Here is a 13,851-nt window from a genome sequence, read left to right as displayed (position 1 = left end):
CCTCACATTGCTTTGAAGTCAGACAGCGCGGCATAAAATCGCGACATGTTTTTTCGGGTGTATTCGGCGTAGTCGAAGTCGATTTCGGAGTGGATTTCCGACACCATGCTCCACATCGTTTCGCGCAGCAGGGAGGCGCATTTCATCGCCTGATAGCGATTGCGCAGCTGGTCCGTCACAGGGGTTTCGAAATAGGTTTCCAACAGCCAACTCTCTTGCCGTTCGTTCAGTTCATTGTTGGACGCGAGCCCGGCGAGATCGAACAGCGGGGAGTTGAAACCGCCATACTCCCAATCCAGCAACCACAACCGATTTCCATCATCTATGAAATTCGCTGCGAGCAGATCATTGTGCCCCAGAACCATCTGCACTGGCCCGACGGATCGCTCCAGTTTGTCCGCGGTTTCCAGTAGGTCCGGCAAAATTTTTGTGTAGCTTGACCGGCCGTGTTTCAACGACGCCGCGTAGTCACGCAGGACATGGAAAACCCAGAATGTCAGAATGGGGCCACGCAGAAACCGGACCGCATCGGTGTGACAGGTTTTGAGCAGTGGTACGATCCGCTCCAGCTTGGTGTCTTGGCGTATTGCTTCCTCGTCCAATGTGCATCCTTCGACGAAGTCCAACACCATGATGCCGGGCTCTGTATGCACAATAGTCGGCGCGATCCCCACCGCATATGCCGCTGCATGTACGGCTTGCTCGTTAAAGCGCATGATCTGGTGAAGCACGATGTCCTCGCCCACACGCACGACGTAGCGCTTGCCCTGATCCCAGACCGAGACGTTGAAATTGGTGATACCGCCGCCTAGAAACTCGACCCCCTCCGCGGCTTTCCAGATGGGCAAATTCGAGACCTTGTCCAAGGCTCTTTGTTCAGCTTCGGTCAAGATCCCATCCCCATTTTTGTGCGTGCTCTGGTGGCGAAAGCGGACAATATGCGGTCGGCAATGATGGCGATGAAGGCCACCGACAGCCCTGCAACAATACCTTGTCCGGTGTTGGCTTTGGTCAGGGCGATATAAACCTCCTGCCCTAGGTCACGCGTGCCGACCAAGGCGGTGATCACCAACATGGACAGCGCCAGCAAAATAGTCTGGTTCAGGCCAAGCAACAGTTCGGGCAAGGCCATGGGCAGCTTGATCCGCCAAAGCAACTGCCTTGGAGTGCAGCCGGACACCAGCCCGGCCTCTATGAGTTGCGGATCGACACTGCGCACGCCATGCGCCGCATAGCGGACAGCGGGGGCCATCGCATATAGCACCACCGCGACCATGGCCGAAAAGTCGCCGACGCGGAACAGCATCACAACAGGGATGAGATACACGAAACTTGGTAGGGTTTGCAGCGTGTCGATGAACGAGCCGATGATGCGGTTTGCCCTGTCGTTTTGGGCGGCAAATATGCCCAAGGGGATACCGATTGCCGAAGCCACCAATACCGAAACTCCGCAGAGGTAGACGGTGACCATTGCCTTGTTCCAAAGTCCGACGGCCGCGATAAAGGCTGTCAGAACACCACTAAGAAGCCCAAGTCCGATACCGCCGACCCGCCACCCGATCAATGTCATCACGATGATGCCCCACGCCCAAGGGATCCCCACGAAGAAGCGTTTCACGGGCAAGAGCAGATAGGTCAGGAACACGGTTTTGACCGCCTCGAAGGCATCGAAGAAATGGACGTTGATGTAGCCGATGACGTCCGACCAGAACGTGCCGGTCGATAGGGTCATGCTCTTGGGGTAGTCCTGAACGGCAGGGAAGATGTAGGACAGCAGGAAGGTCCCGACCGCCACGACCAACACGGAAACAAGCCAAGGATGACGCTTTGCTAAGTTTTGGGTGGTGTGGTTTGCCACCTCGTCGGGAACCCGTGTGGCGAAGGCCTGACTGAGCCTGTCCAGCGCGATTGCCATAACCACAATGGCGACCCCCGCCTCAATCCCGCCGCCGATATCTAAACGGCGCAACGCGGTCAAAACGTCATATCCAAGCCCGCCTGCGCCGATCATCGAAGCGATGATGACCATGTTCAGCGACAGCATGATCACCTGATTGACCCCCACCATCAATGTGGGTGCCGCCGAGGGGATGATCACCTTCCACATCAACTGTCGCTTGGTGCAGCCGACCATAACGCCCACGTCGTGAATTTCGCTTGGCACCCCTCTCAGGGCGACGATTGTCACGCGAACCATCGGGGGCATTGCGTAGATGATCGTCGCGACCAATGCGGCGACCGGACCGAAGCCGAACAGAAACAGGATTGGCACCAAGTAGGAGAAAACCGGGACGGTCTGCATCAGGTCCAACACGGGCCTGATCATGGTTTCAAAATATGGCATGCGATACGCAAGTATGCCCAGCAGCAAGCCCCCGACTGCCCCGATGGGAACGGCGATCAGAACCGAGGCCAGCGTCACCATTGCGCTGTCCCATTGGCCAAAGATTGCGAGGTAGCCGAAGCATCCCGCCATCAACGCGGCCAGATTCCAGTCGCGCGCATAATGGCCCATTGCAACCAAAGTGACGATGACGGCAACCCAGCTAAGCGACGGCGCCACATCCACTGCATCGCTGCCCAGCCCGACCGAAAAACCGTCGATCAGCGCGTTCCGCGCGAAGCTGTATGGAGCTTCAATCAGTGCGGATATGAACCGCGTTAAATCCCGAAAGCTGAACAGGCCGAAACTGGCGTCCTCGACCAGCCATTGCATGAAGGCGCTGATATTGGCTTCCAGATGCAGTTGCGCTTGGGCGGGGTATTTAATGATCCAGCGCGCACCAAGAGCCTTGTAAAGAGGGAAAGAATAAGCCGACAGCGCCCATGTGACCGCAAAGACAGGCAGCCAGAACAGGGCCGCCTTTTGTAGGAATATGCGGCGCAGCAGGTTCATTTCTTCAGCACCCGACCAACCAACACGTCAATGACAGCTTGCCGACCAATTGTGCCAACAGCGTTGCCATCGCCGTCCAGCACCCTGAAAGGCAAGTCGCTTGCCTCAAGCAGGTCCGCGACCGCTTCGATGCGCTGACCGATGCCCACGTCACCTGCTGTTTTGATGTCAGAGCCCCCGCTTGTCATCACAGCCCCGACCGTAAGCACTTTCGAGCGCGTCACATGGCGGGTGAATTCTTCGACGTAATCTGTCGCAGGATTTAAAACCAACTCCTCAGGGGTGGCGACCTGAACAACCTTGCCATCCTTCATGACGGCGATCCGGTCCGCCAGTCGAATGGCCTCGTCAAAATCATGGGTGATGAAGACAATTGTCTTGTGCAAAAGGTTTTGCAAACGCAGGAACTCGTCTTGCATCTCGCGGCGGATCAACGGATCAAGCGCCGAGAACGGCTCGTCCAGAAACCACAGGTCAGGCTCGACTGCCAGGGATCGCGCGATACCGACGCGCTGCTGCTGTCCGCCTGACAGTTGACGCGGATAATATGCCTCGCGGCCCTTCAGCCCGACCAGTTCTATGACCTCGCGCGCCCGCGCCTCGCGGGCAGCCCGCGGGACACCTTGCACCTCAAGCGGGAAGGCCGTGTTCTGCAGAACGGTCAGGTGTGGAAGCAAGGCGAATTGTTGAAACACCATGCCCATTTTCTTACGGCGGATTTCAATCAGTTCGGCATCGCTTGTGGTGAGAAGGTCTTTGCCTTCAAACAGAATTTCGCCGCCCGTCGGCTCCACCAGTCGCGACAGACACCGCACAAGGGTGGACTTTCCTGAGCCCGAAAGCCCCATGATCACGAAAATCTCTCCCTGCCGGATTTGCAGGTTCACCGCTCGGACCGCCCCGATCAGCCCGTTGGCCTTTAGCGCATCTGAGCTGGGATTTCCGTTATGCTCGCTGTGAATACGTGATGCCTGTGAGCCATAGATTTTCCAGACGTTTTTGCAGTCCAGTATGATGGGTTTTTCCATAACATCCTCAGATGCAGGCTAATCGGACCGGGAAAGCCGGAGATATCGCGCTTGGTAGGTTTGTCGGGTGGGCTCGTGCGCCCACCCCTTTGTCGCGGAGCTTAGTCGGCGATCCAAGTGGACCAAGCCGCCTCATTGGCCGCGAGCCAAGCGTCGGTCACCTCGTCGACCGATTTGCCGTCCAGATCGACCGCTGCAACCATATCTCCCATATCGTCATTATTGACCGAGAAGGCTTCGATTGCCTTGGCAGCACCCGGCCAAGTTTCGGCAACGGTTGAAGATGCAACTTTCCAGATCGGGCCGGTTGGCTTGCCGCAATCATAGGCCATCGAGGTGTTCATCCCGACGGACGGATCGTTGTAGCACTCGGCCGAGTATTCAGGGAACTTTACAAAGCTGCCTTCATACTTGGTCGGTGCCCAGTGCGGAGCGTAAATCCAAAGCACGATCGGCGCTTTGCGCTGGTAGGCACTTTCAAGTTCGGCGAACAATGCGGCGTCGGTGCCTGCGTGAACCACCTCGAAATCCATACCCAAGGCTTCGACGCGTTCATCATCAAAGCCGCCCCATGTGACCGGGCCACCCAGATAGCGGCCCATCGGTGCGGTCTCAGGCGTGGCGAACTCACTGGCACAATCGTTCAGTGCTTTCCAGTCGGGCAAACCTGGGCAGACCTCTTCCATATACGCCGGATACCACCACTCCTCGATGGCAATCATTCCGGTTTCACCCATATTGACCACCTTGCCTGTCGCCGTGGCCTCGTCCATGGCTTCGCGGCCGGTGGTTTCCCAGATTTCCATGGCAACATGCAAATCGCCCGTCTTAAGGCCCGCAAACTGTGCAATGTAGTCGGCCTGCACATATTCGACGTTATAGCCCGCTTTGGACAATACCTTGCCCATGAGGGTCGTTGTGACCAGTTGACCGGTCCAGTCATGCATCGTCAGCTTGATAGGCTCTTGAGATTCAGCAGCAGCCAAAGCTGCGCCAGCAATGCTAAGCCCTGCGACGGCAGCCGCGCTAAAAGTGAAAATACGCATAGAATTCCCCTGTCTTGTTCGAGTTGCAGACCCAGAGCCCCCCAAGAACGCTGGATTCGGTTTGTTCTTAACGTCGAAGTTTCAACACTCAGCGCCACATATCAATAGTAAAACCACATTTGTGTGGTTTTTATTGTAGTCGAACTGTGTAATTTGTGGCTTTCTGTATAAATATTCTACGATTCCTGAAAGACCCGCTTATGAATGCGCCCACCTCACCACATGCCAAGACCAGCCAAGATGCGCAGATTTCGCACCGTGCGAAGGAGATTTTGGACCTGATCACGGTGGCGGGCGGCAACATGCGGATTCAATCCATTGCGACTGCGCTGGATGTTTCCGAAGAAACGGTACGCCGGAACCTCAAGCCCCTCTCGGAGGGAGGGTTGGTGAAGCGGGTGCACGGAGGTGTCTATCTCCAGCAAAGCTCCAGCGAGTTGAGCTTTGCACAGCGCATGGACGAAAATCCTGTCCCCAAACAGCGCATTGCAGCCCATATCGCGGGATTGATCAGCGACGGCAGCTCACTATTTCTCGACATCGGTTCAACGACTACATTCATCGCAAAGGCGTTGCGCACCCACAAGGAACTGCTGGTTGTCACCAATTCTGTGGCGGTTGCCCATACATTGGCTGCGCATAACAACAATCGCGTCTTCATGCCGGGTGGGGAACTACGCGCTCATGACGGAGGCATTTTCGGGGCACAGGCCATTGAGTTCATCCGTCCATTCCATATGGACTTTGCTGTCCTTTCGACGGCGGCGATCAACGCGACCAACGGATTCATGCTGTTCGATCTGGAAGAGGCATATTATTCCCGCGCAATCATCGAGCGCGCCCAAACGCGGATCATCGCGGCCGATAGTTCTAAGTTCGGGCGCACAGCGCCCATCTCGATTGGGCCCGCGTCCGATGTAGAGTTGTTGATTACCGATGCCGCACCACCGCCCGACATCACAAATGCAGCGCGCGATTGGTCCACGGAAATCGTCGTCGTCGACTAGAACATAATCCAAAGGACGCACCTATATGCCCGATACTCTTGATACGCGCCTTGAAACGGTGCTCGGCATAACCGAAGACGCCAGCCGCATTTCACTTGCGCATTTCGAAGGCGCTTTGCACATCGACACCAAAGATGATGCCAGTCCCGTTACAATCGCGGATCAGGAAACCGAGCAATATATTCGGAGCAAACTCGAAGCCGCATTTCCCGAGGACGGAATTTTCGGAGAAGAGTTCGACAACCTGCGGCTGGACAGCGCTACCATCTGGGTGATTGACCCAATCGACGGGACCAGATCCTTTATTGCTGGTGTTCCATTGTTCGGGATGTTGTTGGCTATGGTTCAGGATGGCAGCCCTGTCCTAGGCATCTGCCGTCTACCCGCATTGGGGCAAGTGTTTTCAGCAGCCAAGGGCATGGGGGCAACGCGGAACGGTGCTGCCATTCGAACCTCCGGCCAGACAAAGCTGCGCGACGCGATGCTGTTCATCAACGAGGGCGAGAATATCTACGCCAATGAGCCGGATGTTTTCGATCGCCTCACCAAAGCAGGCAAGTTGCGGCGCCTGTCTTACGACTGCCAGCCCCATGCTTTGGTCGCGTCAGGGCAAATTGATGCCGTGGTTGACTACAACCTGAAGCCTTATGACTACCTCGCCATGGTTCCGATCATCGAAGAAGCCGGTGGCGTGATCACCGATTGGCATGGGGCAACCTTGGACTTCAACTCAGACGGTCGCGTCGTTTCGGCAGCAACGCCTGAGCTTCACGCCGAGTTGTTGACGCTGCTCAACGCGGACTAGCCGCGAACAGCGCTCAAATGATCTGCAAATTCTGGCGAGGTCATCAACGCCTTGCAGCGCTCGAACCGCCCGACCGAATACGCCCAGAAGTCCTCTGCCGGATTGCCATCCGCGTGTTGGATCAGCCCCCATAGCGTCCAGAGCAGATCACACATCGCTTTGTAGATCACCATTCGCCCCATTTGCGCAGCGGTGGGCGGCGCGCCAAAATAGGCGCTCAACATTTCAACGTCTTGAGAGGCAGTCAAACCCGCCTCAACCGACAAATCGCCCAAATCCCATAGGGCGTCGTTCATGCCCGAATATTCAAAATCAACGATCCACATTCTGTCGCCATCATCCAAAAAATTCTCGCAAAGCGGATCGCAATGGCTCGGCACTAGCTCCCCCGGTTTGTCCGATAGCAACTGTTTGATCGGCTGCGCTTCGGCCACGACGGTGTGATAGCCATCTGGCAAATTTGTCTCCTTTTGAGACAGCACATCCAGATACTCGTCAATCATGGCGAACAACTCAAAACGGAATTGAAAGGTACTTGGTGCGTTGTGTAGCTGGCGCAACGCCACCCCTGCCCGCGCAGGCGCCCTAGCGCGACTCTGAAACAGATCAGGGGTCATGGTGACAATGTCTTCGATGCACTCATTGACCATGACACCACTTGCGCTGTCAGCCCATAGAACCGCAGGTGCAACACCGGCCTCATGAGCCACGCGCGTGTTGTGAATCTCGACCTTGCGGTCGATGTAGTCCTCGGTCCCTTGACCCGGAATGCGGACCACCACGCTACGCCCCGCAACCTCGACGCGATAGACAAGATTGGTCAAACCGCCCATACGCTGGATGTCTATATCCGCGGCATCAATACCGGCAAAGCCTTCGACCTTGCGCAGCACCTCAAGAATTCGGGTTTCGTTTTCGTCTCTCATGCCTTGATCCCCCAGTTCATGCCTTCAGCCGCATATTCTGCGGGTCATATTGAGGCCCGTCTACCCGCGTGATTTTGTGGCGTTCTCCAAACACTTCCAACTCGAAATCGCGTTCGTCTAACAGTTGCGACGGCAGGTATCCGAAGATGATCGTCTTACTCACGGTGTACCCGAACCCCGCACTCGTCGCGACGGATACAGTTTTGCCGTCTTTTACGATGGTTTCACCACCCGTTGTGGGCAGTTGGTTGTCGCAAACAAAAGTACACAGACGCTTGTAAATTCCGTTGGCCTTCTGGTGTTCAAGCACTGCGCGCCCTACAAAGTCGGATTTGGTTTTCAGATGCACCCGAAAGCCCAGCCCTGCCTCGATTGGTGTATAATCTGGTGTGATGTCGGCGCTCCAATAAAGATAGCCCTTCTCCAAGCGCAAGCTTTCAATGGCGCGGTAGCCAATATCGCGAATGCCATGCGCCTCCCCTGCTTGCTTTAACGTATCGTAAACATGCCGCGCAAACTCTGTAGGGATGTGCAATTCCCAGCCCAGCTCTCCGACATATCCAATTCGTGCTGCCAGAACTGTGGCAGCTCCGACGACGATTTGCTGCGCCGTGCCGAAGGGAAACGCACCGTTCGACACGTCCTGTTCGGACACGCTTTGCAGCACATCACGGGCCTTGGGACCGCATATGTTTACGACCGCACGGGCCGAGGTCACGTCAATCAAATGAACCGACCCATCGGTAGGCAAAGCGCGACTGATCCAGTCGCTGTCATGCACGCCAAAGCCTGATCCGGTCACGATATAGAACCGGTCGTGCGCCGTGCGGGTGATCGTCACGTCGGCTTCAATACCACCCTTTGCGTTGCACAGCTGCGTGTAGATGACAGAGCCCACCGGCTTGTCCATGTTGGACACAGCGATGCGTTGCAAAGCTGGCAAGGCACCTGCACCAATCATCTCGAACTTGGAGAAACTGGACTGATCTATCAGGGCAACACCTTCGCGAACGGCCTGATGCTCTTGCGCCGCGTATTGCTTCCAGCCGGGGTTGATAAACGCCAATTGGTCAACCGGATCAACCCCGTCGGGTGCAAACCAGAGCGGACGCTCCCAGCCGTTTTTAGAACCAAAAATAGCGCCGCGTTGCTCCAGCCGCTCATGAAGCGGACTTAGTCGTAGGTTACGCGCCGTTTCCGCTTCTTGCCCCGGATAGCGCATCTTGTAGTGGTGGGCGTAGTGCTCGACCGCGCGGGGATACATGAATGCCTTGGTGGCGTGATGCGGGCTGAAACGGCGCACATCCAGCGGCCAAAGATCAAGGCTGGGGCTACCGTCGAGGATCCATTCCGCGATCATCTCGCCCGCACCACCACCCGCTGCAATCCCGTAAAGGAACCCCGTCGACAGCATCAGGTTTTTCAGGTTTGGGGCCCAGCCCATGACAAAATCACCGTCTGCGGAATACGGGATCGGTCCGTTGATGACTTGGCGGATGCCTACCTCGTTGACGACCGGCGTCACCTGCCCCGCCATTTCGGCCAATGGCGCAAAGCGGTCCAGGTTGTCGGGCAAAAGCTGGCGGATGAATTCTCCGGGGATACCCTTGTCCCCAAACGGCAGAGTGTCGTCTTCGTACCCACCGATGACCAAGCGCCCGCCGGCATCGGGCTTGTAGTAAACCAACCGTTCCGGGTCGCGCAGTGTCGGCAAGCCTTTCACCAACTCGGGATCGGGCAACGGCTCGGTGACAATATACTGGTGTTCCACCGCGCAGGCCGGGACGATCACGCCAAGCTTCGCCGCCAGCTCGCGGCTCCACATACCCGCGGCCAGAACGACCGTTTCCGCCTCGTAGTCGCCTTCGGTGGTCATCACTTTTTTGATGCGGTCGTTTACGATCTCAAAGTCGGTGACTTTCACACCTTGCAGGATTTTCGCTCCATGCATCCGCGCCCCGCTCGCGATGGCTTGGCACAGGCTGGCCGGGTCAACATGCCCGTCGGACGGGATAAACGCAGCGCCCTCCAAACCTGTCGCGTCAATATAGGGGAACAGCGCTTTCGCTTCGTCGGGCGAAATCATCTCCATTTCGAGATCGAAGCTGCGGGCCATTGTCGTCAAGCGCTTGGCTTCCAGCATCCGCTCTTTGGTTGCAGCAAGTCGTAGGCTGCCGACTTTTTTCCAGTCAAACGCCATCCCCGTCTCGGCTTCCAACTGGTCATACATCGCGACGGAGCGTTTCAGCATCCTTGTTGTATTGCGTGATGACCGTAGCTGTCCGACCAGACCAGCGGCATGCCACGTCGCCCCTTCAGTCAGCGACGCCTTCTCAAGAAGAACCACATCTTTCTCGCCGGACTTTGCCAAATGATACGCAATCGAGCAGCCGATGATGCCGCCACCAATGATCAGATGCTTCGCTGAATGTACCGCCATGACATGCCTGTAATGCTAAATTCTCCTCCTATAAGGCTTCCATTCAAAACAACATTTAGCAACATATTTTTTGCTTTTTGTTGAATTTCAGCCTTGAGGCACGATTTCGCATCCCATATTTTAGCTGAAATCTTAAAATGGGCACCCAATGTCAAAGCACGAGCAAGAAATCCTGTCCCTCGTAAACCTGCGGGGAACGATCACCGTGGTTGAGTTAGCTCAGACACTGGATGTCTCCGACCAGACGATCCGGCGAATTGTGAAGCCGATGGAAGAGCGCGGCGTTGTACGAAAAGTCCATGGCGCGCTCATCAGTACGCAAGAAGTTATGGATCCACCCTTCCTTGCGCGGATGAATAAAAACCGCGCAGCAAAGGTTGCGATTGCCAATTGCGTTGCCGAACTGGTGCAGGACGGATCGTCACTGGCCATAGATACCGGCTCCACGTCAGGGTATGTCGCTCAGGCTTTGCGGCGGCGGAAAAACCTGACAATCGTGACCAACTCTGCCTATATCGCCAGCACCTTGTCGATGGTCGAGGGAAACCGCGTGTTCATGGCTGGCACCCAGTTAAGAAACCATGACGGCGCAGCGTTTGACCGTGCGGCCTTTGACGTTATCGCAAGTCTCACGGTCGAGCATGCAATTCTCTCGGCCTCCTCGGTTCACCCGACACGCGGGTTCCTGGCCTTCGATCAATGTGAAATCGACATTGCGCGCGCGATGATAGATATCTCTGCACGAACAGTTATGGCCGTTGATGCGACGAAGTTCTCGGCAAGCGGCTCCCTGCCCTCACTACGCATGCCGGAGCTGCGGGCGAATGACGTGGTTGTTGTCGACCAATCTCCGGGAGCGGCGTTCTCGGATTTGATCGACCCCAAGCAGCTGGTTGTTGCGGCAGGCCAATAGGCTAAACGCGGCGTCCTTTGTCATTGAACGCCATCTCGTCGTCAGCACCCCAATCCACACCGACCGGATCGCCCGCGACCGGTAAAGCCATCGCGCCGTCCTGTCTGACCGTGAAGGTCTCAGTTCCCGAATCCATCCGCAGGTGAACGAGTGTCTCGGCCCCGAGCGCTTCGGTGAACACCACGTTTCCACTCAGCTTGCCCTGCCCCGAGGGTAGAAGGGTTATATGCTCTGGACGTATGCCGATTTTGGACGCCCCCTTTGGTGCGTCCGGCACCAAAGCCGCGTCGATGAAATTCGTCGCGGGTGAGCCGATAAAACCGGCCACAAACTCGGTCTGCGGGTTGGAGTACACTTCTAACGGCGCGCCGATCTGGTCGGCGACGCCACCGTTCATCACCACCATGCGGTCGGCCAGTGTCATTGCTTCGACCTGATCGTGGGTCACATAAAGCGCGGTGATGCCAAGGCGCGATTGCAATTCCTTGATCTCAAGCCGCATCTGGACGCGCAGCTTGGCGTCTAGGTTAGACAGCGGCTCGTCGAACAGAAACACCTTGGGCTTGCGCACAATCGCCCGCCCCATGGCGACCCGCTGACGTTGCCCGCCGGACAACTCGCGTGGCTTGCGTTTCAGGTAGGGTTCCAGCTGCAACATCCGTGCGGCCTCGGCCACCCTCTCCGTGATCTCCGCCTTGGGCGTCTTGGCGATCTTCAGGCCGTAGGCCATGTTTTCCTCGACCGACATATGCGGGTAGAGCGCGTAGTTCTGGAACACCATCGCAATGTCGCGGTCCATCGGCTCCACCCCGTTGACCTGCGCTCCGTCGATCAGGATCTCGCCGGAGGTCACCGTTTCAAGCCCTGCCACCATGCGTAGAAGCGTGGACTTGCCGCAGCCGGACGGACCGACGATGACGATAAATTCGCCGTCCTCGATGTCGATATTCACGCCGTGAATAACGTCGGTCTTGCCGAACGATTTCTTGATATTGTCGAGCTTGATCGTTGCCATTTATTTCTCGCTATCCACAAGTCCGCGTATGAAAAGACGCTGCATTGAGACCACCACAATCACCGGCGGCAGCATCGCCAGTATCGAAGTCGCCATGATCACCGGCCAGTCCGCATAGTCGTCTCCACTGGGGAACATCTGTTTGATGCCCATGACGATTGTGTTCATCGACGGGTCCGTGGTGATCAGCAGCGGCCAGAGGTATTGGTTCCAACCATAGATGAACAGGATCACGAACAGCGCCGCGATGTTGGTCCGGCTCATCGGCAGCAAAATGTCCCAGAAGAACCGCATGGGTCGCGCGCCATCGACGCGGGCGGCCTCGGCCAACTCGTCCGGCACGGTCATGAAGAACTGGCGGAACAGGAAGGTCGCCGTGGCGGACGCAATCAGAGGGAAGATCAGGCCGCTATAGCTATTGAGCATGCCGAAGCCCGCCACGACCTCGTAGGTCGGCACGATCCGCACCTCCACAGGCAGCATCAGTGTCAGGAAGATCAGCCAGAAGAACAGCCGCCGTCCGGGAAATTTGAAATAGACAATGGCAAAGGCCGACAGCAGCGAGATCAGGATTTTTCCAAGCGCGATACCCATTGCCATGATGAGCGAGTTCATCAGCATCAAAGCCACCGGCGCGTTGATGCCGGAGGTCAGCGCCTTGGAATAGTTGGTCAGGAACTGGTCACCCGGCCAAAGCGGCATCGGCGGGCTGATGATATCGGACTGGGTCACGGTGGAAGCAACGAACGCCAGCCAGATCGGAAAGAAGATGACAAGCACGCCGATGATCAGACCCACATGGGTGAAGTAGTGGCCGATTCCACGTTTCTCGACCATGCCCTCGTCAGGAATACGCGCCATCAGTAATGCACCCTGCGTTCGATGAACTTGAACTGCACGATGGTCAGCGCCCCTACGATCACCAGCAAGATCACCGATTGCGCGGCGGAGGAGCCAAGGTCCTGGCTCACGAACCCGTCCGAGAACACCTTATAGACCAGAATGGTCGTCGCCTGTTGCGGCCCGCCGGAGGTGATGGTGTGGATCACGCCAAAGGTCTCGAAGAAGGCGTAGACGATGTTGACCACCAGCAGGAAAAACGTAGTCGGGCTGAGCAGCGGAAACACGATCGTGCGAAACCGCGTCCAGAACCGTGCGCCATCGATGGCGGCGGCTTCGATCACCGATTTGGGGATCGCTTGCAGCCCGGCAAGGAAGAACAGGAAGTTGTAACTGACCCGCCCCCAGCTGGAGGCGACCACGACAAGGCCCATCGCCTCCGCCTCGTTCAGCACGTGGTTCCAGTCATAGCCGAGCAGGCCCAGATACCATGACACTACGCCCACGCGCGTGTTGAACATGAACAGCCACAGCACACCTGCGACCGCAGGGGCCACAGCGTAGGGCCAGATCAGCAGCGTGCGGTAGACGCCGGAGCCCTTGATCAGCCGGTCTGCAAGCACCGCCAGATACAGCGCGAAGCCCATGGACGTTACCGTGACCAATAGCGAGAAAACGGCGGTCGTCACGAAGGATGCACGGTAGTAGGGATCGCCTAAAAGATATTCGAAATTCCCCAGTCCAACCCACCGCATTGAAAGGCCAAACGGGTCGGGAATGAACAGAGACTGATAGATCGCCTGCCCAGCCGGATAGAAGAAAAACACCGCCGTGATAATGATCTGCGGCATCAGCAGGCACATGGGCAGAAGCCAGCCTTTAAAGGTGACGCGCTTTTCCATTCAGAGATTTCGCCCCTTCAATCCGTCGCAAGT

The 13,851-nt window shown here is 56.8% G+C and carries 12 protein-coding genes; 3 read left to right on the top strand and 9 right to left on the bottom strand.

The annotated features are described in order from the left end of the window. Window positions 1-2 precede the first annotated feature (2 nt). The 4 genes from BUB72_RS03655 to BUB72_RS03640 form a co-directional block, all read right to left on the bottom strand. The gene (locus tag BUB72_RS03655) at window positions 3-890 is read right to left on the bottom strand and encodes a choline kinase family protein (protein WP_073140825.1); all 888 of its coding nucleotides are present in this window, start codon (window positions 888-890) and stop codon (window positions 3-5) included. After that, complete coding sequence (locus tag BUB72_RS03650; protein ID WP_073140823.1) at window positions 887-2,896, bottom strand: ABC transporter permease; 2,010 nt, start codon at window positions 2,894-2,896, stop codon at window positions 887-889. The genes BUB72_RS03655 and BUB72_RS03650 overlap by 4 nt, the downstream gene beginning before the upstream one ends. Further along, window positions 2,893-3,924 (bottom strand): quaternary amine ABC transporter ATP-binding protein, encoded by a 1,032-nt coding sequence (locus BUB72_RS03645; protein ID WP_073140821.1) that lies wholly within the window; start codon window positions 3,922-3,924, stop codon window positions 2,893-2,895. The genes BUB72_RS03650 and BUB72_RS03645 overlap by 4 nt, the downstream gene beginning before the upstream one ends. 101 nt (window positions 3,925-4,025) lie before the next feature. After that, complete coding sequence (locus tag BUB72_RS03640) at window positions 4,026-4,970, bottom strand: ABC transporter substrate-binding protein (protein WP_073140818.1); 945 nt, start codon at window positions 4,968-4,970, stop codon at window positions 4,026-4,028. A 200-nt stretch (window positions 4,971-5,170) separates the two neighbouring features. On the opposite strand from BUB72_RS03640, the gene BUB72_RS03635 reads away from it, so the two are divergent. Continuing rightward, window positions 5,171-5,977: a DeoR/GlpR family DNA-binding transcription regulator gene (locus BUB72_RS03635; protein ID WP_083588555.1), complete on the top strand. Its 807-nt coding sequence runs from the start codon at window positions 5,171-5,173 to the stop codon at window positions 5,975-5,977. A gap of 25 nt (window positions 5,978-6,002) precedes the next feature. Then, the gene (locus BUB72_RS03630; protein WP_073140816.1) at window positions 6,003-6,782 is read left to right on the top strand and encodes an inositol monophosphatase family protein; all 780 of its coding nucleotides are present in this window, start codon (window positions 6,003-6,005) and stop codon (window positions 6,780-6,782) included. Here BUB72_RS03630 and BUB72_RS03625 read toward each other — a convergent pair. Next, entirely contained in the window at window positions 6,779-7,708 is a 930-nt protein-coding gene (locus BUB72_RS03625; RefSeq protein WP_073140814.1) for a choline/ethanolamine kinase family protein, read from the bottom strand. The genes BUB72_RS03630 and BUB72_RS03625 overlap by 4 nt on opposite strands. Window positions 7,709-7,724: 16 nt before the next feature. After that, the gene (locus BUB72_RS03620; protein ID WP_073140812.1) at window positions 7,725-10,148 is read right to left on the bottom strand and encodes a GcvT family protein; all 2,424 of its coding nucleotides are present in this window, start codon (window positions 10,146-10,148) and stop codon (window positions 7,725-7,727) included. Window positions 10,149-10,296: 148 nt separating this feature from the next. Between BUB72_RS03620 and BUB72_RS03615 the strand changes: the two genes are divergently transcribed. Then, window positions 10,297-11,061: a DeoR/GlpR family DNA-binding transcription regulator gene (locus BUB72_RS03615; RefSeq protein ID WP_073140810.1), complete on the top strand. Its 765-nt coding sequence runs from the start codon at window positions 10,297-10,299 to the stop codon at window positions 11,059-11,061. 1 nt (window position 11,062) lies between these two features. Here BUB72_RS03615 and BUB72_RS03610 read toward each other — a convergent pair whose 3' ends face one another. Genes BUB72_RS03610 through ugpA form a run of 3 tightly spaced genes read right to left on the bottom strand, consistent with a single transcriptional unit; the run spans window position 11,063 to window position 13,818 of the window. Then, window positions 11,063-12,076 carry an ABC transporter ATP-binding protein gene (locus tag BUB72_RS03610; RefSeq protein WP_073140807.1) on the bottom strand — a complete coding sequence of 338 codons (1,014 nt, stop codon included), beginning with the start codon at window positions 12,074-12,076 and terminating at the stop codon, window positions 11,063-11,065. Then, window positions 12,077-12,913 carry a sn-glycerol-3-phosphate ABC transporter permease UgpE gene (ugpE, locus tag BUB72_RS03605; protein WP_073141659.1) on the bottom strand — a complete coding sequence of 279 codons (837 nt, stop codon included), beginning with the start codon at window positions 12,911-12,913 and terminating at the stop codon, window positions 12,077-12,079. Between the two features lie 23 nt (window positions 12,914-12,936). Further along, window positions 12,937-13,818: a sn-glycerol-3-phosphate ABC transporter permease UgpA gene (gene ugpA / locus BUB72_RS03600; RefSeq protein WP_073140805.1), complete on the bottom strand. Its 882-nt coding sequence runs from the start codon at window positions 13,816-13,818 to the stop codon at window positions 12,937-12,939. Window positions 13,819-13,851 lie beyond the last annotated feature (33 nt).

This window comes from Litoreibacter ascidiaceicola (genome assembly GCF_900129235.1).
GTDB lineage: Bacteria > Pseudomonadota > Alphaproteobacteria > Rhodobacterales > Rhodobacteraceae > Litoreibacter > Litoreibacter ascidiaceicola.
Note: the sequence above shows the minus strand (reverse complement) of the source record. Positions and strands in the feature narration are given on the sequence as shown.